We start from the raw sequence: 21208 nt of genomic DNA, 5'->3' as shown, positions 1-21208 counted from the left end.
CGGTGGCTCGCCGCCGGTGATCCTGGTGCCGTGACCAGCAGTGAAGTCGCGGCGCTCCCGCGGGCCTTCGGCGGGCCCGGCGCCGGGCCCGGGCAGTTCCGCGCGCCGTCCGGGATCGCCGTCGACGCGCGCGGCCGCGTGTGGGTGGCCGACACGGGCAACGACCGCGTGCAGGCATTCACCCGCGACGGCGCGCTCGTGCGCGTCCTGGCCGGGCGGCTCAAGGCGCCGGAAGCGGTCGCCGTCGACGCGGCGGGCAACGTCTACGTCGCCGACACCGGAAACCGCCGCGTGGTGCAGTTCTCGTGGTGGGGCGGCTTCACGCGCGAATTCGTCGGCCTGGTCCGGCCCCGCGGCGTCGCGCTCGACCGCGCCGGGCGGCTGCTGGTCGACGACACCGGGCGGGTGGCCCGGTTCGACACCCGCACGGGCGCCGCGCTGTCCGACACGACCGAGCCGATCAGCTCACCTCGGGACATGGCCGACGACGGCGCGGGCGGTGTCTGGGTCGCCGAGCCGGGCAACCACCGAATCGTCCACTTCGGAGCGTCCGGCTAGCGCTTCGAGATCGAGGCGGTCGCGCGGACCACGGCGGTGCACCGGTTTTCGACGTAGGCGAGCCCGCCCTCTTCGGCGATGCGGCGCGCTTCGGCGGAGACGATGCCCTGCTGCAGCCACAGCGCTTTGGCGCCGATTTCGACGGCTTCGCGGGCGATGCCCGGCGCTTCGGGCGACGGCCGGAAGACGTCGACGAGGTCCACCGGCTCGGGGATGTCCTTCAGCGACCGGTACGCCTTTTCGCCGAGCAGCTCGGTCGCGGTCGGGTGCACCGGGATGATCCGGAAGCCGTGCGCCTGCAGGACCGCCGGGACGCCGTGCGCGGCCTTGGCCGGATCGCGGCTCAGGCCGACGACGGCGATGGTCTTCGCGCCGGCGAGGATCTCCTCTGCGTTCATACCGGTGGAACGCTTCGCCGGCGTCAAAGCTTCCAGAGCCGCAGGCCGCGCACGCGGTAGACCGGCCACACGACGTGCCACGGCTTCCGGTGGGCGAAGGTCGCGGCGCAGGTCAGGATGTTGCGGGCGGACGTCGTCGCCACCTCGTGGCGGTCGGGCCAGATTTCGCCCTTGGCGCCGACCGCGATCCGGAACACGGTCAGCAGGCCACGGCCCTGCAGGTCGTACTTGGCGCCGGTGTCCCCGGAGCCGGGGGCCAGCTCCGCGATCTCGGCGCCGAACGCGCGGGCCGCCTGCGGGGCCACCTCGGCGGGGACGACGCCGACACTGCGCATGATCGCCTTGCCGTGCATGCGCCGCGCGTAGCGGAACAGCAGCGCGCGCTCCCACCACGGCAGCAGCCGGTGGTGCTTGAGGAGGGCCGCGCACTCGCCGTGCCCGATCGCGAAGATGCTCGTCAGCTCGTCGTAGGCGCCGTTCGTCGCCGGTTCGTTCAGGTGCAGCCGCACCTCGAACCGGGTACGTGCGGTGAGTTCGTCGAGCACCTCGCGGCGATCGAGCCGCGCCTTCGCGCGCGAGAGCGACCAATCGGACATCGAACCTCCAGACGTCGCGCACAGGCTAATTGGCGCGCGACGCCGGGACCACGCTTTCAGCCGATCTTCTCGCCGTACATCTCGCCGAGCGGGTCGGAGATCAGCTCGACGCGGGCACCGTCCGGATCGGACAGGTAGATGGAGGTCTTGCTCTCCAGCAGGTACTGCACGCCGGCCTCGTCGAGCTTGTCCTTGATCGCGCTCCACCGTTCGGGCGTGACGGACAGGGCCAGGTGGTGCAGTCCACCGAGGACCTCCGCGTACGGGCCGAGGTCCAGCCCGGGCAGGTCGAAGAAGGCGACCGCGTTGCCGTTGCCGACGTCGAAGAAGAAGTGGCTGGAGCCGGGGTAGTCGCGGTTCTCGATGAGTTCGGTGAGCGGGAAGCCGAGGACGTCCTGGTAGAACTCGATGGTCCGCTCGACGTCGCTGGAGATCAGCGCGGTGTGGTGGATGCCGCGCCCGTTCGTCGCCGGGCGTTCGGCGGCCGGGCGCAGGTGGCGCTCGCGCAGCGCGTCGCGGGCTTCGGCGAGCTTGGTGACCTCGGCCGGGGTCGGTGCCATGTCCCTCACGTCCCTTCCTGGTGTGTCCCCGACGCTACGCCTGATTTATCTCGCGCGCAAGAGGTTGTCTGGCGAGAGTTCCGCTGGACGGAACATCGCCGCTTGTGTGCGGGAGGCGCGCACGGCAGAGTCCCGGTGGTGGATGTCAGCAAGGTGCAGGAGGCCGCGTCGGCGCTGGCGGGGGCCTATGCCACGCGCGAGCCGATCGAGCCGCTGATCAAGACGTACCCCGACGCGGGCGTCGAGGACGCCTACCGGATCCAGCAGGAGCAGGTGCGCCGCTGGGGCGAGGGCGGCGACGCCGTCCGCGGGCACAAGGTCGGCCTCGCGTCGGCGGCGATGCAGCGGCAGATGGGCGTCGACCAGCCCGACTACGGGCACCTCACCGGCAGCATGTTCCACCTGGAGCACCAGCCGATCCCGACGTCGGCGTTCCTGCAGCCGCGGATCGAGCCGGAGATCGCGTTCGTGCTCGGCTCGGCCCTGCGCGGCCCGGGCGTGACGGTCGCCGACGCGGTGCGGGCGGTCGACTTCGTGCTGCCGTCGCTGGAGATCGTCGACTCCCGCATCCAGGACTGGAAGATCTCGCTGTTCGACACGATCTCCGACAACGCGTCGTCCGGCGGGGTGGTGCTGGGCAGCAGCCCGACCTCGTTGGGGTCGGTGGATCTGCGGCTGGCGGGCTGCGTGCTGTACCAGAACGGAACGGTGGCGGCGACCGGCGCGGGCGGCGCGGTGCTCGGGTCGCCGGTGAACTCGCTGGTGTGGCTGGCGAACACGGTGGGGCCGTTGGGCGTCACCCTCGAGCCGGGTCACGTCGTGCTGCCGGGCTCGATGACCCGGGCGATCCCGGTGTCCCCGGGCGACACGATCGTCACCACGATCGCCGGGATCGGCAGCGTCACGGCGGTCTTCGCTCCTGCTCCTGCTTCGGAGGAATCGTGAACGTGCGCGAGGCGGCGGCTGCGCTGTTGGGGACGGTTTCGGAGCGCGCGCCGCTCTCCGCCGAGTGGCCGGACCTGGACGTCGACACGGCGTACGCGATCCAGGACGAGGCGCTGCGGCAGCGGCGGGCGCGCGGCGAGACGCTCGTCGGGGTGAAGCTGGGGCTGACCTCGCGGGCCAAGCAACAGCGGATGGGGATCGATTCACCGCTGCTGGCCTGGCTGACGGACGCGATGGTGCTGCCGGCGGGCGTGCCGGTGCCGCCACTCATTCATCCGCGTGCGGAGCCGGAGCTGGTGTTCGTGCTGGGCCGCCGCCTGGCCGGACCCGGCGTCACGGCGGCGACGGCCCTGGCCGCGGTCGACCGCGTGTACGGCGGCATCGAGGTGATCGACAGCCGGTACGAGGACTACCGCTTCACCCTCCCGGACGCGGTGGCGGACAACGGCTCGTCGGCGTACTTCAGCGTCGGCCCGGTGGGCCTGCCGCCCGCTTCGCTGGACCTTTCGCTCGAGGCGACCCTGCTGGAGGTCGACGGCCAGATCGTCGACACGGCAACGGGAGCGGCGGTCCAGGGCCACCCGGCGGAAGCGCTGGCCCTGGCGGCGAACACCCTGGCAGCGCGCGGCTTGGCTTTGGAGCCGGGCTGGCTGGTCCTGACCGGCGGCATGACGGACGCGGTCCCGCTCCACCGCGCCTCCCGCATCGCGGCCCACTTCTCCCACCTGGGCTCCCTGACCCTCACCACCTGACGCCTGATGCCCCACCAATCACGCGAGATGCCCCGCCAATCACGCGAGATCCGCGCCCAATCACGCGAGATCCGTGTCTGATCACGCGAGTGACGCGTACTGGACTGGGGTGTGGGTGCATCAGCCTGCGGTGTCGGCGCGGTCGGCGATGCGGCTGATGCCCGTTATCACCCGCGGCCAGACTGCGCGGGGCAGGTCGTGGCCCATGCCGGGGATGATGTCGAGGTCTGCCCCTGGGATTGCCCGGGCCGTGGCGCGGCCGCCCGAGGGGTGCACCAACGGGTCGCGGGCGCCGTGCACCACCAGAGCCGGTACGCGGACCCTTCGCAGCAGCGGGGTGCGGTCGCGGTCGGCCATGATCGCGGCGAGCTGGCGCAACGAGCCGCCCGGGGGTACGCCTCGGTCGTACGTGCGCTCGGCCCGCCGTCGCATCCGGTCCTCGTCGAACGGGTAGCCCGGCGAACCGATCAGCCGGAACGTGCGCACCAGCAGCTCGACGTAGTCCGCGCGGGTCCGCGGGGGCGCCGTGAGCAGCATCGGCATCGTCCGCGGGCTCGGGCGGCCGACCAGGCGGCCGCCGGTGCTCGACATGATCGACGTCAGGGACCGCACCCGCGCCGGGTGCCGGATGGCCAGGGTCTGCGCGATCATCCCGCCCATCGACGCTCCGGCCACGTGCGCGGCGGGGACGCCCAGCGCGTCCAGCAGCCCGGCGGCGTCGTCGGCCATGTCCGCCAGGGAGTAGGGCGCGCTGCGCAGCACGTACGCCTGCGCGAGGTTCGCCCGTCCGCGCATCCGGCTCGACCGCCCGGCGTCCCGGTTGTCGAACCGGATCACCCGGAATCCGCGCTCGGCCAGGTCCGTGCAGAACTCCTCGTCCCACCAGATCATCGGGGCGCCGAGGCCCATGATGAGCAGGAGCGGCCGCGCGCCGGGGGCGCCGAACGCCTCGTGGCACAGCTCGACGCCGTTGACGCGCGTCAGGTGCTCGGTCATGGTGGCTCGTTCCGGTAGGCGCGGGCCTGGATCTCGTACAGCTCGTGGTAGATCCCGCCGGCGCGGATCAGCTCGTCGTGGGTACCTTCTTCGATCAGCCTTCCTTTTTCCAGCACCAGGATCCGGTCGGCCGACCGGATGTTGGCCAGCCGGTGCGTCACCAGCACCGTCGTGCGGCGGCCGCGGCCCGAGCGGCTCGCGTGCTGCAGCCCGGCGAACACCCGGGCTTCGGCGCGGGCGTCGAGCGCCGCCGTCGGCTCGTCGGCCACCAGGACCGCGGCGTCGCGGTAGATGCCGCGGGCGATGCCCATGCGCTGCCACTGGCCGCCGGACAGGTCGTGGCCCTCGTCGAACTTCTTCGACAGGACCGTGTGCTCCTTGCCGGGCAGGCCCGAGATCACCTCGTCCGCGCCCGAGTGGCCGACGGCCTCCTGCCACGCCAGCCCGTCCGGGTCGGCCCGGCCGAGCCGCCCGACCGTGATGTTGTTCGCCGCGGTCATCGGCCACTCCGCCGGTTCCTGCGCGATCACCGCGATGTTCGCGTGCACCGACGCCGGGTCCGCGCGCGCCAGGTCGACGTCGTCCCAGCGGACCGTGCCCTCGTCCGGCGGGTAGAGCCCGGTGAGGAGCTTGCCGAGGGTGGTCTTGCCCGAGCCGTTCTCGCCGACCAGCGCGACGACCTCGCCGCGCCGGATCGTCACCGAGACGTCCCGCAGGGCCGGGGTCTTCCCGCCGGGGTAGGTGAACGTGACGCCGTCCAGCCGGATCTCGCCGGGGTCGGCGGGCGCGGTGACCGACGTCGGCGGGTGCTGCCGTTTCTCCGACTCCACGAGCAGCTGGTTGTAGAACCCGATGTAGAAGGAGTCCTCGTACAGCGAGTTGACCGCGCGCATGGTGCTCGACAGCGCCGTCGACGCCGTGCGCATCGCCAGCACCGCCGTGCCGGCCAGCGCCAGCTCCATGCCGCCGGTGTAGAGCAGCCAGCCGAGCACCAGGTACGCGACGGCCGTGCCCAGGCCGGCGGCCGCCCGCCCGGTGGTGCGCACCAGGTTGCTCCGGTGCGCCAGCCGGATCTCCTCGCGCGTGAGGCTGCGCGAGATGCGCCGGTACTCGCCGAGCAGCGGCTCCTGCAACGTCAGTGCGTGCCGTTCGAGGGCCATCGAGCGCCAGGTGGCGACCTCTTCCACGACCGACTTGCGGATGTTGCGCCCGACGGTGTCGACGTAGTGCCGGTAGTTCAGCTTCGCCACCCGCGCGGCGGCCCAGCCGTCGGCCGCGGCGGCGAGCAGCAGCACCGGCGCGAGCCACGGGTCGAGCAGCCCCGCCGTGATCATCGCCGCCACGAGCGAAATCGTCGACGACGTCAGGTCGGCCAGCCGGCGCAGGCTCGTCTCGATGGCGTGGACACCGTACCGCGCGCCTTGCCGCGCCAGCTCCCGGAAGTCCGCGTCCTCGAACGCGATCAGCCCGACGCGCACGACCGCGGCCGTCACCGCGTCGTCCGCCGCCGCTGTCACCCGCGGCCGCAGCGCTCCCTCGACGGCGGCGACGGCCGCGTCCAGCAGCGCGCGCGCCGCGTACGACCCGGTGACGACCGCGATCGCCGGCAGCGACTGCAGCACGCGTTCCGGGGTCGGGCCTTGTTCGAGCAGCGCGGTGAAGACGTTCGCGGTGGCGAGCAGCCCGAACGCCGTGACACAGCCCGAAACGACGTGCACGACGGCGGCCAGCAGCGTCAGCCGTGGCGATGTCCGCCACGCCAGGCGCAGCACGACCGAGACCGCGGTGGGCAGCGCCCGCACGGCCTGGCCGAAGCCCGCGGCGGCCACGCGTTCGTCGACGCGCGCCCACTCGGGCATCTTCACGTTCTCGACCCCGATCAGCGGGGGCGGGTCCGTGGTGGTGGTATCGGTCACGCCCCCATCTGTACTCCGGGGGTCCGACAGTTCCGGGCCCGCTACTGCTCCTTCCGGGTGTACCGCGCGCGCAAAAACGGGCTGTACGTCGGGTTTTCACCCATCCGGATGGCGATTTCGTGCGTCAGCGTCCCGCCGTCCGGCGTGAGCCGGTGCCGGGCGATCCCGCGCGCGGTCTTCTTTTCGAGGGTCAGCGTGCCACCGGTCCAGCCGCCGCGGGCGGGTGACTCGGGTGGGAAACCGTAGCTGTCGAAGCCGTACCAGAGCGTCTCGCCGGTGTCCGGATCGGCGGTGAAGACGTTGTGGCCGAGGAACTCCGAGCCGTCTTCCCGGCGTTGCCGGTAGTGCTGGACCACCGCGAAACCGTTGAGCGCCAGCCGGTACTCGCAGTCCGCGTGCGCGGTCGAGGCCGGCGCCCACGGCGAGGCGGCGAGCTCCTCGGTGCCGGTCCAGTCGCCGACGAACGCCTTCAGCGCTTCGTGCGCGGGACCGAGGCGGGGCATGTCCATGGTGTCTCCATTTCGACAGGTGCCTGTCGATATGCGAGGCTAGCACGCATGCGGTCGCACCGAGCCGAAACGTTCACCCGCGTGATCGACGCGGTCTTCGCCTGCAACGGCGGGTTCCTCGCGGCGGGCGACGCCCTGACCGCGCCGGTCGGGCTCACCGCGGCGCAGTGGCAGGTGCTCGGCTTCCTCGAGGACGGCCCGGCGACCGCGGCCGAGGTGGCCCGCCGCCGCGGGCTGCGCCGGCAGAGCGTCCAGGAGACGGTGAACCGCCTGCTGCGCAACGGAATGCTCGACCGGCTGCCGAACCCGGCCGACGCGCGGGCGCCGGTGTTGTCGTTGACGCGCCGGGCGCGCGCGGCGATGCGGGACCTGGGGGAGACGCAGGTCGCGTGGGCGGAGGACGTGGCGGCGGAGGTGTCCCAGGAGGATTTGGAGACGACACTCCGCACGCTGCAGCAATTGCGCGCGGTGGTGGACCGGTCGCGGTTGTCCCAGGCGTGACAATACCCGCCTGAACGGGATCTCCTGGCAGGAAAAACTCACGACCAGAGAACGTTCGACATTTCTTTGTCGCGCAGCTGTCGTTTTTCGGATGTCGGTTCCCTGTTCCGATCCGGCGAAGCTGCGGTACCGTCTTGCGTGTTCTGCGTAAGTGTCGGTGGCAGCGTCCGGCGCACGTCGGTCGGATATGGAGAGCGCATGGCGGTCAACTTCCAGCTCCGCGATCTCATGCACCCGATGGACCGCACGGCCCGTTCCGCACTGGAAGCCGTGCCGCTGCTCCAGACCGCCGTTGCCGCCTACAGCAAGGTGTATTCGGACAAGGTGTGGCGGCATTTCCTGTTGTCGAACGCCGTCCGGCTCGGCCCGCGGCAGCTGCCCGAGTACTACCGGATGCTGCCGCCGATCTGCGACGCGCTGGGCATCGCCGTGCCCGAGATGTACCTGATGGCCGGCCAGCCGAACGCCATGACGATCGGCCGGGAACAGCCGATGATCGTGCTGTACAGCGAACTCCTCGAGTGCCTCGACGAGCAGGAGGTCCGGGCGGTGATCGCGCACGAGTGCGGCCACATCGCGTTCGACCACGTGCTCTACCGGCAGATGGCCCAGCTCGCGGGACTGGGCGGCGTGACGCTCGTGTCGATGATCCCGGGGGTCAAGCAGGTGAGCGGCGTGGCCATGCTCGCATTGCAGGAAACCCTGCTGAATTGGCAGCGGAAGAGCGAGTTGTCCGCGGATCGCGCCGCCGCGATGTGCACCGGCGGACCGGACGCGATGCGGCGCGCGATCTTTCACATGGTCGGGATCCCGAAATGGCTGCCGGGTGACGTCGACATCGAGGAGTTCGAGGCGCAGACGCACGAGTTCGACGCCTTCAAATCCAACTCGGTGTGGAACAAACTCATCAACTACGAGACCCGGTCGATGAGCACCCACCCGGTGCCGATCGCCAGGGTCAAATACCTGCAGGACTGGACGAAGTCGGACTCGTTCCGCATTCTCACCGGCGCGATGGACGAACGGCGGCAGCTGGCCGGCGCGAGGTGCGCGCACTGCCACGTGCAGATCCGGCCGGACTGGCGGTTCTGCCAGGCCTGCGGCACCCCCGTCACACCCGTGCTGGAAGCGCGGTCCACCCCTGCCGCGCTGGAAGGCCGAGCCGAATGAACCTGCTCAAGACCGAGCGCATCGTGTCGGTGGCGCTCCCCGATCTCACCCCGGTCGCGCACCGGATCATGAACCACTTCGCCGGCCCCGAACGCGAAGTCGCCGGGCAGCCGCGCATGATGATGAACTACGGCTACTACCTGCCGCCCAGCTGGGAAATCAGCATCCACGAGCGGTCGTTCCGGCCGATCGGGCAGCACCGGGGCGCGCTGAAGATCGAGCTGGTGCCGCAGGCGGGCACCACGATGGTCCGGCTGTCGGCGGGCGTCTTCGGCATCCCGGTCGGCACCGAGCAGCTGACCTGGAAGGTCAAACTCGGCCAGCTGTGGCGGGACATCCGGCAGACCGGGCTGCACGACGACGCGCTGCTCCAGTCCGAGGAGTTCCTCACCGAGGCCGCGCACCAGCTCGCGGAACGCGGTGGGCCCGCGCCGGCCCCGCCGCAGCTGCTGCCGCCCGGGCAGCCACCGTACGGCCAGCCGGTCTTCGCCCCGCCGTTCGCGGCGGGCGTGCCCGCCGGGCCGCCGCAGCCGGTCCCGGCCGGCCCGCCCGTGGTCAAGATCTACTGTTCCCACTGCGGGGCGCAGGTCAGCGCGGAGGCCCGGTTCTGCCCGTCGTGCGGCACCAAACGGGAGTGACGGCTCACCCGTGGCGCGTCAAGAACCGCGCCACGGTGGCGATCGCGTGCCTGAGCCCGCCTTCGACGGTCGCCAGCGGGTCGCCGATCGCCGGCGGCACCGCGTCCGCGCGGGTGTGCGTGTTCCGCATGATCTCGAGGCAGGGGCTGCCGAGGGACCGGTGCAGGATCCGTCCCGCCGGTCCGTCGCCGGCCAGATGGGTGCGCACGGCCGACAGTGCGGTGCCCGCGCCCGGCACGACACCGCCGTTCGAGACGGCGCTCGCGATCGCCAGCGCTCGCACGGCGATCGGTACCACCGCCGGTTCCACCCGCACGACGGCTCGTCCGGTGTCGGCGAGTTCGGGCGCGTTCCCCGCCATCACGGTCGTCGTCGACGCCGTCACCAGCACGCGGTGCGCGCGCCCGGGACGGGCGTCGCCGACGCCGGTCCCGGTCAGCTTCGCCAGCCCGGCCAGGGTCGCCGCCGCGACGGGCGCCTGCGCCGGGAAGATCACCACGACCTGGGCCGCCAGGAACATCAGCCGTTTCACCAGGTAGGGGGCGATCCACGGCGCGACGACCAGCAGTGGACGGCGTTCCCGCGGGGTCGCGGCGCGGCCGATCGACCGCGTGTCGACGTCCTTGGTCTCTGACAGGAGAACCACGGGATCGTCCAGGATCACCGGGGTGGCGGCGGCGTTGGGGGCGATCAGCTTGGACGTGAAGGTGAGCCTGCTCGTCAGTTCCATCCTCGGCGTGCCGCCGGTGGCGAGGCCGACCTCGACGTTGCCGGGACCCGCCCGGTGGATCGCGGCCGCCGTCGTCGCGGCGACCTCGTCGTGCCCGAGCGCGGTGCGGAGCACGGTTTCGAGGCCGGCTGCCGTGTGCACCGGCGTGGCCATGGCCGACAGGGGACGGCGCAGGCCGGCCACGCACCGTTCGAGGTCACGCAGCAACGCCGCGGGCTCGGCGCCGGACTCGACCTCACGCACCGCTTCCGAGAGGATTTCGCCGGTCAGCAGCGCGGCCGTCTTCGCGCCGTCGCCGAACTGCCGCCGCATGGCCTCGGCCAGGTCCTGGAGCGGCCCGCCGCCGGTGATCCGCAGGACGTCGTCGCCGTGCGCGGTGCCGATGCTCCGGCGGATCGCCGCCGTCGTTTCCGCGATCTCGTCGAAGACCGCGGGCCGGGCGGGCTTCGACGGTGCCGGCCGGCGGACCGGAGGCGGGGGTGGCGGCGGCGACTGCCACGCGCGGTTCCGGACCAGCTCGAGGTGCCCGACCCGGTTGGTCCCCAGCTGCTGCGGCCGGGGAAAACCGCCGATCACCATGTCGCGGAGGACCCGGTCGTAGATGTCGGTCATCCGCAGCCGTTCCGGGCCGTCCGCGATCCCCTGGCCGAGCACTTCGACGAGCGAGCCGGTGAACGCCGTGTGGCGCGCTCCCGGCGGGGCCATCGACGGGCTGTTCCGCGGCGAAGACGTCAGGACGTAGGTGCCGTCGATCTCCAGCTGGCCGGCGACCACCGAGGCCGGATCGGACATCGTGTGCAGGGCCCGGCCGCTGAAACAGCAGTCGAGCACGACGATCAGCCGCCGGGCGGGGGCGCGGCGGACGGCCTCGCGCACCCACGCGTACCGCAGGCCGGTGAACTTCGGTGATTCGTCGGTCATGTCTCCGACGGCGAGGATCAGTTCCCCGTCGTCGGTGTCCGGCAAGCCGTGCCCGGCGAAGTAGACGACCAGGGTGTCCGTCGCCTCCCCGGCGACCCGTTCGAGCGTCGAAGCGAGCTTGCGGGCGTCCGCCACGTTCGACGGCACCACGCAGTTGGCGGCGTCGAGGCCCCAGACGTCCGGATCGGTGAGGACGGCGGCCAGGTCGGCGACGTTGTTGCGGACGGTGGGGAGCGGCGTGAGCCCCGGGTGCCTCGGGGTGCTGTCGACGCCGATCAGAATCGCCCGCGACCGCTTCGGGTCGGGCAGTGAGTCGCTCATTCCGGTGGCAGCAGCCGGGTGATCGCCGTGACTATCTCCGCGGGATCTTGCACGTTTCCGGCCTCGATTTCGACAATCCGATCCTTCGTGGTGATCTTCAGCTTGAGATCGCGCGAGCGGTGCTTGATCCACGTGGCGATCGAATTCGCCACGACGGTGCCCGCCCCGCCCGCGCCCAGTGCCACCACGAGCACGTCGGCCACCGCGCCCATTTCACCCGGCCGCTGCTCGGCCGGTTTCCAATTCACCCGCGTCGACCGCAGTTCGTCTTCCGCCGCCAGCCAATCACGCAGCGAGCGAAGCTCGGATTCGGTGGTTTCGATGGTGAGTTCCACCGCGCCATCGTTCCCGCTGGGACACCGGAGGACAATCGGCCGATTCGGCGGTCAGCGGGCCGAACCGGGACCGGGGAGCAGGTCGACGTCGTTGGCGTGCATTGTTTCGCCACAATGGGCGCAGCGGAGGTCGGCGCTGCTGATTTCGCCGCACGCGTGGTGGCGGTAGAGCACCGGCGGCCCCGCCTCGCCCGCCAGCCACTTGTCGCCCCAGCGGGTCATCACCATCAGCATGTCGACCAGTTCGGTGCCCTTTTCCGTCAGGACGTACTCGTGGCGCGGCCGCCGGTCGTACGGGCGGCGTTCCAAAACGCCTTCGTCGACCAGGTGGTTGAGCCGCTCGGTGAGCACCTTGCGCGAGATGCCGAGGTCGGCCTGGAGCTGCTCGAACCGGCTGAACCCGGCCCACACGTCACGGAGGATCAGCGGCGACCACGGTTCGCCGATGACGTCGAGCGTGCGCGCGATCGAGCACGGGGCCAGTTCGCTGAAGTTCGTGCGCTGCATGACGGCCAGGTTAGCACTCAGGGTTCCCTTAAGGAACTTGAGCTGCTACGGTTCTGGAGTCTCCTGAAGGAACCCAGAAGGGAAGGTCGCGATGAGCAAGGTCTTCAGCGCCCACGCCGTGTCGGTCGACGGGTACATCACCGGCCGCGACGCCGGTCCGGGGCGCGGGCTCGGCGACGGCGGGACGCTCTTCGACTGGTACACCGGCGGGGACACCCGGAGCCGGGTCTTCGACTTCTTCGAGCTCAGCGAGCCGAGCGCCCGCGTCTTCGACGCCTTCGCCGGCCGGGTCGGCGCGATAGTGGCCGGCCGCAACACCTACGAAGATTCGGAGCGCTTCGGCGGCGGCAGCCCGCACCCGGACGCCCCGCTGTTCCTGCTCAGCACCCGGCCGGCGCCCGAGCTGACCGAGCGGCAGACCCTCGTGGGCACCATCGAGGACGCGATCGCGGCGGCCCGCGAGGCGGCCGGCGGCAAGGACGTCGGGCTCATGGGCGGCGGCGTCCTGACCTCGGCCCTCGAGGCGGGGCTCATCGACGAAATCGTGCTCCATCAGGTGCCCGTGCTGCTCGGCGGCGGCCGGCCGTTCTTCCGGGAGCTACCGTCGCACGTGCGGCTCCGGCTCGTCGAGGCCGTGCCCGCGCCCGGCGTCACCCACCTCCACTACGCAGTCGCCTGAACACACCTCGTCGAAGGAGAAGACCACCATGCTCGAAGCCGACGTCCGCCGCGTCCTCGCCACCGCCGCGCTCGGCCACCTGGCCACCGTCCTGCCCGACGGCGGGCCCCACGCGGTCCCGGTCTGGGTCGACCCGGAGGGCGACCGGATCGCCGTCATGACCGGCCCGGACTCCCGCAAGGCCCGCAACCTGCGGCGCGACCCGCGCGTCGCGCTTTCCCTGACCCCGTTGGACAACCCGTTCGAGCCGGTGATCATCCGCGGCCGGGTGGCCGAGTGGCTCGAGGGGGACGCCGCCTGGGCGATCGTCGACCGGATCTCGACGAAGTACGTCGGGGGCCCGTACCCGCGGGAGCAGCAGCGGGTGGTCGCCCTGATCGAGGTCGAGCGCCAGAGCGTGGGGATGGGCTGACGTCAGTCCGGCTTGATCCCGAGCAGCGTCAGGAACGTGCGGAACCCGGCGGGCATGTCGACCGCCGCCGGGTCGAGGAGCCACTGCAGCTGCAGGCCGTCCAGGACGGCGACCGCGATGGGGGCCAGCTGTTCCGGGGTCGTGCCCGGCGGCAGCTCGTCGCGGTGGCGCTCCAGCATCTGGGCCATGCCCGTGCGGACCCGGGCGTAGCGGTCGCGGAAGTACTCCCGTGCCGGGTGGTCCTCCGTGACGCTGTCCGCCGACAGCACCGTGTACGTCTGGACGATGCCCGGCCGCGTCGCGTTGTAGTCGACCAGGTCCGCCAGCTGGTTCACCGTCATCGCCGACGGGTCGCCCGGCGGCGCGTGGCCGAAGTGCAGCAGGTCCCACTCGTCCCGGGTCTCCAGCACCGCCGTCAGCAGGTCCTCCTTGGTGGGGAAGTAGTGCATCAGCCCCTGCTGGGTCAGCCCCACGCGCTCGGCGACCGCGGCCAGCGAAGTGCCGCGATAGCCGCGCTCGGCGATCACCTCGAACGCCGCTCGGACGATGCTCGCTCGGCGGTCGGCGCCCCTGGCCCGGGTCATGATCCCGAGCCTACGGGACAAGCCGTCACGGAACCATAACGTTCACTACCCACCGCCAGGTAGGGTGGCGACAGGACGGACCGCGGAGGGTGCGCATGAGCTTCGACGTCGACGCGCTGCTGGCCGAGCTCGACCTGGACACGAAGGCGAGCCTGCTCGCCGGCCAGGACGTCTGGTCCCTGCCCGCGCTGCCCCGGATCGGGCTCGCGTCCCTGGTCCTCTCCGATGGCCCGGTCGGCGTCCGCGGGACGCGGTGGAGCCCGGACGACCCCTCGGTGACCCTGCCCAGCCCGACCGCGCTCGCCGCGAGCTGGGACCCGCGGCTGGCGGTCGAGGCCGGCCGCCTGCTCGCGCAGGAGGCCCGGCGCAAGGGCGTGCACGTGCTGCTCGCGCCCACCGTCAACCTCCACCGGTCGCCGCTGGGCGGCCGGCACTTCGAGTGCTACTCCGAAGATCCGCTCCTCACCGGGATGATCGGCGCCGGCTACGTCACCGGCGTGCAGGACGGCGGGGTCGCCGTCACGGTCAAGCACTTCGTCGCCAACGACTTCGAGACCGAACGCTTCACCGCCGACGTGCACGTCGGCGAGCGCGCGCTGCGCGAGCTCTACCTCGCGCCCTTCGAACTCATCGTCCGGCGGGCGAAGCCGTGGGGGATCATGGCCGCCTACAACAGCGTCAACGGCGTCACGATGACCCAGCACGCCGAGCTGCTCAACGGCGTGCTGCGCGACGAATGGGGCTTCGACGGGTTCGTCGTCTCCGACTGGCTGGCCGCGCGCGACACCGTCGCCTCCGCCAACGGCGGCCTCGACGTCGCCATGCCCGGCCCCCGCACGGTGTTCGGGGAACAGCTCGCCGAAGCCGTTCGCGGCGGCGAAGTCGACGAAGCCGTCGTCGACACCATGGTCCGCCGCGTGCTCCTGCTGGCCCACCGGGCCGGCGCGCTCGGCGACACCCCCGCGCCCGAGCAGTCCGATGTGGACGGTGACGCGGTCGCGCGCGAGGTCGCGCACCGGTCGTTCGTGCTGCTCAGCAACGAAACCGGCGTGCTTCCGCTGCGAGAGCCGGAAAGCATCGCGCTCATCGGCGCGCTCGCCGCCGACCCGAAGATCCTCGGCGGTGGCAGTGCCACCGTGTTCCCCGACCACGTCGTCTCCCCTCTCGACGGCCTGAAAGCGGCCGTTCCCCCGGGCACCGAGCTCGGTTACGCGCCCGGTGCCGATCCGCGAACGACGTTACCGGCCGCCACCGACAGTTTCCGGCTCCGCGCGACGGCCCGGGCCGCCGACGGCACCGAACTCGCCGAGTTTCCCCTGCGCCAGGCCAGGATCGACTGGATCGGCGAACTGCCAGCCGGGCTCGACATCGCCACCCTCGCCTCGGTCGAGATCGCCGGCACGTTCCTCCCGGACCGCGGCGGGACGCACACCTTCGGCGTCACCGGGCCCGGCGACCTCCGCCTGACCGTCGACGGCCAGACCCTCTTCGACGGCGTGAACCTGCCGGAGGGCGGGGACATCTTCACGTCGATCATGCAGGTCCACGAGCAGCGGCGGGAGATCGAACTGACCGCGGGCGAGCCGGTCGACGTCAGCCTGACGTACTGGATCCCGTCCGAGATGGCCGAGTTCGCCCGCGGCACCTTCGCCTGGGTCACCTTCGCCCTCGGCCACCGCGGCCCGGTGCTCGACCCGGACGCCGCCCTCGAGGAAGCCGTGGCCCTGGCGGCGAAATCCGAGGTCGCCGTGGTCGTGGTCGGCACCACCGCCGAGGTCGAGAGCGAAGGCTTCGACCGGACGTCGCTCGCGCTGCCCGGACGCCAGGACGAGCTCGTCACGCGGGTCGCGCGGGCCAACCCGAACACCGTCGTGGTCGTCAACGCCGGTTCCCCGGTGGAGCTGCCGTGGCGTGCCGAGGTCGCCGCGGTGCTGCTCACGTGGTTCCCCGGCCAGGCAGGCGGTGACGCACTCGCCGACGTCCTCTTCGGCCGCGAAGAACCCGGCGGCCGCCTCCCGACGACCTGGCCGGCGAAGCTCGAAGACGCTCCGGTCACCGACGTGACCCCTCAGGACGGCGTGCTCGAGTACGGCGAAGGCGTGTACATCGGCTACAGCGCCTGGGCCCGTGGTGAGCAGCAACCCGCCTACTGGTTCGGCCACGGCCAGGGCTACACGACCTGGGTGTACGAAGAACTCGACGCCTACCCGGACGACGAAGGCGGCGCGCGCGTGCGGGTCCGCGTACGCAACACCGGAACGCGCAAGGGCCGCGAAGTCGTCCAGCTCTACCTGGCCCCGACCGAACGCGGCGACCGGCCGCACCGGTGGCTGGCCGGCTTCGCGAGCGTCGAAGCCGGGCCCGGCCAGGCCGTCGAGACCGACATCGCCATCACGCCGAGGTCGGCCGAGGTCTGGCGCGACGGCTGGCGGCACATCGCCGGCGAGTACGTCCTGGAGGCGTCGCACTCCTACGCCGAACCGCGGCTGAGCACGCGGGTGGTGCTGCAGAAAATCCGTTGATCGCCGCGGACCGGGCCCCTAAGGTCGTCCCCGCACCCTCGACCAGGCGAAAGGAGGTGGGACCGATGATCACGCAACCGATCATGCGCTCCCACCCCGGTAAGAGGGTGCCGGGTATCTGACCCCGGGAGCGCGCTCCCGGAAGGATTCCCGTGACCGAACTGGTTATCCGCTCGCTCGAAGCGGGCGAAGAAGCACTGTTCACCTCCCTGCCCGACCGCGGCCTCGTCGGCCGCACGCTGCTCGGCGACGACTTCGCCGAGATGGCGGCGAAGGGCGAATACCGGCCCGAGTGGACGTGGGTCGCCCTGCGCGACGACGTCGTCGTGGCCCGCGCGGCCTGGTGGGCCAAGCCCGGCGACGAAGCACCGATCGCGCTGGACTGGTTCGACTTCACCGACTTCGACGCCGCGGTCGCCCTGTTGAAGACGGCGCCGCTGCACGGGGAATACGCCCTGCACACGCCACCGGCGTGGGCGGCCGATCCGCAGGTCGCGGCCGAAGTCAACGGCCGGGTCGAGGCGGCCGAAAAGGCGGGCTACCGCAAGCTCGTCGAGCGCTACCGCTTCCGCTGGACGCCGGAAAACGGCCTGCCGGCGAAGCCCGGCCGGCTCGAGTTCCGGCCGGAGCCGGACGACGACGTCATCCTCGACGTCTTCAAGCGTGTGCACGTCGGCAGCCTCGACGCGCACGTCCGCAAGACCGTCGAGGAGCACGGCATCGACGCGGCCGCGCAGGAGGACCTCGACATCATGAAGTGGATGCCGGGGCCGCGGGAGTGGTGGCGGCTGGCGTACACGCGCGAAGGCGAACTGGTCGGCCTGACCCTGCCGAGCCGCAACGTCTACGACCCGGTGATCGGGTACGTCGCCGTGGTGCCGGAGCACCGGGGCCACGGCTACGCCTACGACCTGCTGGTCGAGGCCACGCACGACCTCGTCGCCCAGGGCGCGGACCGGATCGTCGCGGGCACCGACGTCGGCAACATCCCGATGGCCAAGGCGTTCGCCAAGGCGGGCTACCCGGTGACACAGCACCGCATCGATTTCGTCTGACCCTCCTCGTGAGTGGCAAGGCGAGTTCTAACGCGCCTTGCCACTCACGACCCGGGGCGATACCGTCGCTAGAGCGATCTATCAAATCGGGGGCGATGATGGACAAGGGACTGCCGGTACTGCGGGTGATCCTCGGCTTCTCGCTGCTCAGCACGACGCTGCACTACGCCCACAACGCCATCCGCGTCGCGGACTACCCCCAACTGCCGGGCGTTCCGGCGGCCGCGGCGGGCATCGCGGTCGCTGTCGCGTGGGTGCTGCTCACGGCGTTCGGCTGGCTCGGCTACCGCGCGTACACGCAAGGCCGGTATCCCAGGGCGCTCGCCTTCCTGCTGGTCTACTCCCTGACCGGAATCGTCACGCTGGGGCATTTCCTGACCGGCGTCCCGCAGATCCCGGCGTTCTGGTTCGCGACGATCTTCACCGACGCCGCCGCCGGGCTGGCCCTGTGGGCGTTCCTCACCTGGGCCTGGGCCACGCTCAACCGGGTGACCGCGCGAGATCAAGTTTCTACACAACATTGACCTCCGTCTGACTCGTGTAGACAATCGAGTGAGTGACCACCACCACACCGGTTGCCTTCGACCGCTGTCCCGACGAGTACCGCCACTGGCACCTCCGGCTCGACGGGGAGGTGGCCTGGCTGGAGCTGGACGTCGACGAGCAGGGTGGTCTGGTCCCGGGGTACGAGCTCAAGCTCAACTCCTACGACCTCGGTGTCGACATCGAGCTCTACGACGCCACCCAGCGGCTGCGGTTCGAGCACCCCGAGGTGCGCGTGGTCATCGTGACCAGCGCGAAGGACAAGGTGTTCTGCGCCGGCGCGAACATCCGGATGCTCGCCGCGTCGGAGCACCACTGGAAGGTCAACTTCTGCAAGTTCACCAACGAGACCCGCAACGGCATGGAGGACGCCACCGAGCACTCCGGCCAGACCTACGTGGCCGCGGTCAACGGCACGTGCGCCGGTGGTGGCTACGAGATCGCGCTGGCCTGCGAAAAGATCTTCCTGATCGACGACAACTCCTCGACGGTCGCGCTGCCGGAGGTTCCCCTGCTCGGCGTGCTGCCCGGCACCGGCGGCCTCACCCGGGTCGTCGACAAGCGGCGGGTGCGCCGGGACCTGGCCGACGTCTTCGCCACCCGTCCGGACGGCGTCAAGGGCAAGACGGCGGTCGACTGGCGGCTGGTCGACGAACTGGTGCCGCGTCAGGACTTCCGCGCGAAGGTCCTGGAGAAGGCCCGGGAAATCGCCCGCCGGTCGGACAAGCAGGCGGAGCACGGCATCGAGCTGACGCCGCTCGAACATCGCTTTGTCGACATCCAGGTCGGCAAGGACCAGGCCACCATCACCGTCAAGGGCCCCGAGAACGACCCGGGCGACCTGCACGAGGAAGGCGCGGGCGGCTGGTTCCTCGCCATGACCCGCGAGCTGGACGACGCGATCCTGCGGCTGCGCACCAACGAGGTGGAAGCCGGGACGTGGATCCTCAGGACCCAGGGCGACCCGGAAAAGGTCATCGCGCACGAGCAGGCCGTGCTCGGCCGGAAGGACTGGCTGGCCAACGAAATCACGCACTACTTCAAGCGCACGCTCAAGCGCCTCGACGTCACCAGCCGCAGCCTGATCGCGCTCATCGAACCCGGCAGCTGCTTCGCCGGCGCGCTGCTGGAGATCGCGCTGGCCGCGGACCGCCAGTACATCCTGGACGGCCCGCCGGTCGACAATGAGCTCAGTCAGCTACGCGCGTCCATCCGGCTCACCGACGCGAACTTCGGCGCGTTCCCGATGGGCAACGGCCTGACCCGCCTGCAGACGCGGTTCTACGGCGACGACGACCACCTCACCTGGCTGGCGCGCGAGAAGAACCGCGAGCTGAGCGCCGCCGAGGCCGTCGAGCTCGGCCTGGTCACCGACGCCCCGGACGACCTCGACTGGGAGGACGAGATCCGGCTCGCCCTCGAAGGCCGCGCGTCGCTGTCCCCGGACGCGCTCACCGGGATGGAGGCCAACCACCGGTTCGTGGGTCCCGAGACCATCGAGACCAAGATCTTCGGCCGGCTGGCGGCTTGGCAGAACTGGATTTTCACCCGCCCGAACGCGTCCGGGCCGGAAGGCGCACTGCGCCGATACGGTACGGGGCAGAAGGCCGTCTTCGACAGGAAGCGGGTCTAGCGCAGATGCCCGAGAAGATCGACTACGACGCCAAGATCCCCAACAACGTCAACCTTTCCGAAGACCGCAGGCTGCAGCGCGCGCTCGAAGGCTGGCAGCCGAAGTTCCTGCACTGGTGGGGCGAAATGGGCCCGACGCTGGAGACGCACGGGGTCTACCTGCGCACCGCCGTCAGCGTGGGCCGCGAAGGCTGGGCGCACTTCGACCACGTCAACGTCCCGGACTACCGCTGGGGCATCTTCCTCGCCGAGCGCGACCCCGACCGCCGGATCGCCTTCGGCGAGCACCAGGGCGAGCCGGTGTGGCAGCAGGTGCCCGGCGAATACCGCGCCGACCTGCAGCGGCTGATCGTCGTCCAGGGCGACACCGAGCCGGCGTCGGTCGAGCAGCAGAAACTCCTCGGCCTCACCGCGCCGAGCCTGTACGACCTGCGGAACCTGTTCCAGGTCAACGTCGAAGAAGGCCGTCACCTGTGGGCGATGGTGTACCTGCTGCACGCCTACTTCGGCCGCGAAGGGCGTGACGAGGCCGAAGGGCTGCTGCTGCGCAACTCGGGTAGTCCCGACGCACCGCGGATCCTGGGCGCGTTCAACGAGGAAACCGCCGACTGGCTGGCGTTCTACATGTTCACCTACTTCACCGACCGCGACGGGAAGTACCAGCTCGGCACGCTCAAGGAATCCTCCTTCGACCCGCTCTCGCGCACCTGCGAGTTCATGCTCAAGGAGGAAGCGCACCACATGATGGTCGGCACCACCGGCGTCGACCGCGTGGTGATCCGCAGCGCCGAGCTGATCCGCGAGCACGACACGCTCGACATCGGCCCGCACGGCGGCATCCCGCTGGACGTCGTCCAGCGGTACATCAACTTCCACTACACCGTTTCCCTGGACCTGTTCGGCAGCGAGACGTCCACGAACGCGGCGAACTACTACACCGCCGGGCTCAAGGGCCGCTGGCAGGAAACCCGCCGCAAGGACGACCACAAGCTCACCGGGGACGCCCGCACGCTGGACCGGCCGAACGGCGACGGCACCTGGACCACCGAGGAGCAGCAGGCGATCCTGCTGCTCAACCTCGACCTGCGCAACGAGTACGTGGCCGACTGCCAGACCGGCGTGAAGCGCTGGAACAAGATCCTCGCGGACGCCGGCATCGACTTCGCGTTCCGCCTGCCGCACCCTGGCTTCAACCGCGAAGTGGGCATAAACTCCGGCCACCACGTCACTCCCGACGGCACCATCGTCGACGAGGCGACCTGGGAGGCGGGCAAACGCAAGTGGCTGCCCACGACCGAGGACCTCACGTTCGTCCGCTCGCTGATGCACCCGGTGTACGAGCGGGGGAAGATCGCGAGCTGGGTGGCGCCGCCGCGGCAGGGCATCAACGGCAAGCCCATCGACTACGAGTACGTGTACCTCACGTAG

23 protein-coding genes are annotated in these 21208 nt (G+C 71.0%); 13 read left to right on the top strand and 10 right to left on the bottom strand.

The annotated features are described in order from the left end of the window. The first annotated feature begins 30 nt into the window (after positions 1-30). Positions 31-558, top strand: coding sequence for an NHL repeat-containing protein (locus OO60_RS16415; protein WP_004558530.1), 528 nt, complete (start codon positions 31-33; stop codon positions 556-558). On the opposite strand, the gene OO60_RS16410 is transcribed toward OO60_RS16415, so the two are convergent. Genes OO60_RS16410 through OO60_RS16400 form a run of 3 tightly spaced genes read right to left on the bottom strand, consistent with a single transcriptional unit; the run spans position 555 to position 2112 of the window. After that, complete coding sequence (locus tag OO60_RS16410; protein ID WP_004558531.1) at positions 555-956, bottom strand: CoA-binding protein; 402 nt, start codon at positions 954-956, stop codon at positions 555-557. The two genes, OO60_RS16415 and OO60_RS16410, sit on opposite strands and share 4 nt — an antisense overlap. 23 nt (positions 957-979) lie before the next feature. Further along, on the bottom strand, positions 980-1552 hold the full coding sequence (locus tag OO60_RS16405) for a hypothetical protein (protein ID WP_004558532.1): 573 nt from the start codon (positions 1550-1552) through the stop codon (positions 980-982). A gap of 56 nt (positions 1553-1608) precedes the next feature. Continuing rightward, on the bottom strand, positions 1609-2112 hold the full coding sequence (locus OO60_RS16400; RefSeq protein WP_004558533.1) for a VOC family protein: 504 nt from the start codon (positions 2110-2112) through the stop codon (positions 1609-1611). Between the two features lie 138 nt (positions 2113-2250). Between OO60_RS16400 and OO60_RS16395 the strand changes: the two genes are divergently transcribed. Together OO60_RS16395 and OO60_RS16390 are read left to right on the top strand one after the other, a co-directional pair. After that, on the top strand, positions 2251-3057 hold the full coding sequence (locus OO60_RS16395; RefSeq protein WP_033261733.1) for a 2-keto-4-pentenoate hydratase: 807 nt from the start codon (positions 2251-2253) through the stop codon (positions 3055-3057). Then, on the top strand, positions 3054-3809 hold the full coding sequence (locus OO60_RS16390; protein ID WP_425304649.1) for a 2-keto-4-pentenoate hydratase: 756 nt from the start codon (positions 3054-3056) through the stop codon (positions 3807-3809). Before OO60_RS16395 ends, OO60_RS16390 begins: the two co-directional genes overlap by 4 nt. Before the next feature lie 120 nt (positions 3810-3929). On the opposite strand, the gene OO60_RS16385 is transcribed toward OO60_RS16390, so the two are convergent. The 3 genes from OO60_RS16385 to OO60_RS16375 form a co-directional block, all read right to left on the bottom strand. Next, positions 3930-4805, bottom strand: coding sequence for an alpha/beta fold hydrolase (locus OO60_RS16385; protein WP_004558536.1), 876 nt, complete (start codon positions 4803-4805; stop codon positions 3930-3932). Beyond that, positions 4802-6664 (bottom strand): ATP-binding cassette domain-containing protein, encoded by a 1863-nt coding sequence (locus tag OO60_RS16380; protein WP_051767714.1) that lies wholly within the window; start codon positions 6662-6664, stop codon positions 4802-4804. The genes OO60_RS16385 and OO60_RS16380 overlap by 4 nt, the downstream gene beginning before the upstream one ends. A 98-nt stretch (positions 6665-6762) precedes the next feature. Then, positions 6763-7230: a DUF1579 family protein gene (locus tag OO60_RS16375; RefSeq protein ID WP_003067816.1), complete on the bottom strand. Its 468-nt coding sequence runs from the start codon at positions 7228-7230 to the stop codon at positions 6763-6765. Positions 7231-7278: 48 nt separating this feature from the next. On the opposite strand from OO60_RS16375, the gene OO60_RS16370 reads away from it, so the two are divergent. The 3 genes from OO60_RS16370 to OO60_RS16360 all read left to right on the top strand — a co-directional run bounded on the left by OO60_RS16370 (position 7279) and on the right by OO60_RS16360 (position 9539). Then, a complete protein-coding gene (locus OO60_RS16370) occupies positions 7279-7731 on the top strand; it encodes a MarR family winged helix-turn-helix transcriptional regulator (RefSeq protein ID WP_003067813.1) in 453 nt (150 codons plus the stop codon). A gap of 198 nt (positions 7732-7929) precedes the next feature. Then, entirely contained in the window at positions 7930-8901 is a 972-nt protein-coding gene (locus tag OO60_RS16365; RefSeq protein WP_033261601.1) for a M48 family metallopeptidase, read from the top strand. Then, positions 8898-9539 carry a zinc ribbon domain-containing protein gene (locus tag OO60_RS16360; RefSeq protein ID WP_033261600.1) on the top strand — a complete coding sequence of 214 codons (642 nt, stop codon included), beginning with the start codon at positions 8898-8900 and terminating at the stop codon, positions 9537-9539. The genes OO60_RS16365 and OO60_RS16360 overlap by 4 nt, the downstream gene beginning before the upstream one ends. Positions 9540-9543: 4 nt before the next feature. On the opposite strand, the gene OO60_RS45000 is transcribed toward OO60_RS16360, so the two are convergent. The 3 genes from OO60_RS45000 to OO60_RS16345 are packed head-to-tail and all read right to left on the bottom strand — an operon-like array spanning position 9544 to position 12353. Then, a complete protein-coding gene (locus OO60_RS45000) occupies positions 9544-11511 on the bottom strand; it encodes a caspase, EACC1-associated type (RefSeq protein WP_004559362.1) in 1968 nt (655 codons plus the stop codon). Next, entirely contained in the window at positions 11508-11846 is a 339-nt protein-coding gene (locus OO60_RS16350) for an effector-associated constant component EACC1 (RefSeq protein WP_004559361.1), read from the bottom strand. The genes OO60_RS45000 and OO60_RS16350 overlap by 4 nt, the downstream gene beginning before the upstream one ends. A 51-nt stretch (positions 11847-11897) precedes the next feature. Beyond that, positions 11898-12353, bottom strand: coding sequence for a winged helix-turn-helix transcriptional regulator (locus tag OO60_RS16345; RefSeq protein ID WP_004559360.1), 456 nt, complete (start codon positions 12351-12353; stop codon positions 11898-11900). A gap of 91 nt (positions 12354-12444) precedes the next feature. Here OO60_RS16345 and OO60_RS16340 point away from each other — a divergent pair, with 91 nt between their 5' ends. Together OO60_RS16340 and OO60_RS16335 are read left to right on the top strand one after the other, a co-directional pair. Further along, complete coding sequence (locus OO60_RS16340) at positions 12445-13032, top strand: dihydrofolate reductase family protein (protein ID WP_004559359.1); 588 nt, start codon at positions 12445-12447, stop codon at positions 13030-13032. A gap of 28 nt (positions 13033-13060) precedes the next feature. Then, a complete protein-coding gene (locus OO60_RS16335; RefSeq protein WP_004559358.1) occupies positions 13061-13444 on the top strand; it encodes a PPOX class F420-dependent oxidoreductase in 384 nt (127 codons plus the stop codon). 2 nt (positions 13445-13446) lie between these two features. Here the strand turns inward: OO60_RS16335 and OO60_RS16330 are convergent, their stop codons facing one another. Continuing rightward, positions 13447-14028, bottom strand: coding sequence for a TetR/AcrR family transcriptional regulator (locus OO60_RS16330; RefSeq protein ID WP_004559357.1), 582 nt, complete (start codon positions 14026-14028; stop codon positions 13447-13449). A gap of 95 nt (positions 14029-14123) precedes the next feature. Here OO60_RS16330 and OO60_RS16325 point away from each other — a divergent pair, with 95 nt between their 5' ends. The 5 genes from OO60_RS16325 to boxB all read left to right on the top strand — a co-directional run bounded on the left by OO60_RS16325 (position 14124) and on the right by boxB (position 21208). Continuing rightward, complete coding sequence (locus tag OO60_RS16325) at positions 14124-16550, top strand: beta-glucosidase H (RefSeq protein ID WP_033261599.1); 2427 nt, start codon at positions 14124-14126, stop codon at positions 16548-16550. Positions 16551-16702: 152 nt separating this feature from the next. Continuing rightward, positions 16703-17605, top strand: coding sequence for a GNAT family N-acetyltransferase (locus OO60_RS16320; protein ID WP_004559355.1), 903 nt, complete (start codon positions 16703-16705; stop codon positions 17603-17605). A gap of 98 nt (positions 17606-17703) precedes the next feature. Then, on the top strand, positions 17704-18129 hold the full coding sequence (locus OO60_RS16315) for a hypothetical protein (RefSeq protein ID WP_004559354.1): 426 nt from the start codon (positions 17704-17706) through the stop codon (positions 18127-18129). A 32-nt stretch (positions 18130-18161) separates the two neighbouring features. Further along, entirely contained in the window at positions 18162-19781 is a 1620-nt protein-coding gene (gene boxC / locus OO60_RS16310) for a 2,3-epoxybenzoyl-CoA dihydrolase (protein WP_004559353.1), read from the top strand. 5 nt (positions 19782-19786) lie between these two features. After that, entirely contained in the window at positions 19787-21208 is a 1422-nt protein-coding gene (boxB, locus tag OO60_RS16305; RefSeq protein WP_004559352.1) for a benzoyl-CoA 2,3-epoxidase subunit BoxB, read from the top strand.

Origin of the sequence: Amycolatopsis vancoresmycina, assembly GCF_000716785.1 — a bacterium.
Lineage (GTDB): Bacteria > Actinomycetota > Actinomycetes > Mycobacteriales > Pseudonocardiaceae > Amycolatopsis > Amycolatopsis vancoresmycina.
Note: the sequence above shows the minus strand (reverse complement) of the source record. Positions and strands in the feature narration are given on the sequence as shown.

Coding starts and splice junctions, on each gene's coding strand:
- OO60_RS16380 (WP_051767714.1), bottom strand. CDS start 6,664: ATGCCCGAGTGGGCGCGCGTCGACGAACGCGTGGCCGCCGCGGGCTTC.
- OO60_RS16405 (WP_004558532.1), bottom strand. CDS start 1,552: ATGTCCGATTGGTCGCTCTCGCGCGCGAAGGCGCGGCTCGATCGCCGC.
- OO60_RS16370 (WP_003067813.1), top strand. CDS start 7,279: ATGCGGTCGCACCGAGCCGAAACGTTCACCCGCGTGATCGACGCGGTC.
- boxB (WP_004559352.1), top strand. CDS start 19,787: ATGCCCGAGAAGATCGACTACGACGCCAAGATCCCCAACAACGTCAAC.
- OO60_RS16340 (WP_004559359.1), top strand. CDS start 12,445: ATGAGCAAGGTCTTCAGCGCCCACGCCGTGTCGGTCGACGGGTACATC.
- OO60_RS45000 (WP_004559362.1), bottom strand. CDS start 11,511: ATGAGCGACTCACTGCCCGACCCGAAGCGGTCGCGGGCGATTCTGATC.
- OO60_RS16375 (WP_003067816.1), bottom strand. CDS start 7,230: ATGGACATGCCCCGCCTCGGTCCCGCGCACGAAGCGCTGAAGGCGTTC.
- OO60_RS16330 (WP_004559357.1), bottom strand. CDS start 14,028: ATGACCCGGGCCAGGGGCGCCGACCGCCGAGCGAGCATCGTCCGAGCG.
- OO60_RS16365 (WP_033261601.1), top strand. CDS start 7,930: ATGGCGGTCAACTTCCAGCTCCGCGATCTCATGCACCCGATGGACCGC.
- OO60_RS16335 (WP_004559358.1), top strand. CDS start 13,061: ATGCTCGAAGCCGACGTCCGCCGCGTCCTCGCCACCGCCGCGCTCGGC.
- OO60_RS16400 (WP_004558533.1), bottom strand. CDS start 2,112: ATGGCACCGACCCCGGCCGAGGTCACCAAGCTCGCCGAAGCCCGCGAC.
- OO60_RS16385 (WP_004558536.1), bottom strand. CDS start 4,805: ATGACCGAGCACCTGACGCGCGTCAACGGCGTCGAGCTGTGCCACGAG.
- OO60_RS16410 (WP_004558531.1), bottom strand. CDS start 956: ATGAACGCAGAGGAGATCCTCGCCGGCGCGAAGACCATCGCCGTCGTC.
- OO60_RS16315 (WP_004559354.1), top strand. CDS start 17,704: ATGGACAAGGGACTGCCGGTACTGCGGGTGATCCTCGGCTTCTCGCTG.
- OO60_RS16345 (WP_004559360.1), bottom strand. CDS start 12,353: ATGCAGCGCACGAACTTCAGCGAACTGGCCCCGTGCTCGATCGCGCGC.
- OO60_RS16325 (WP_033261599.1), top strand. CDS start 14,124: ATGAGCTTCGACGTCGACGCGCTGCTGGCCGAGCTCGACCTGGACACG.
- OO60_RS16360 (WP_033261600.1), top strand. CDS start 8,898: ATGAACCTGCTCAAGACCGAGCGCATCGTGTCGGTGGCGCTCCCCGAT.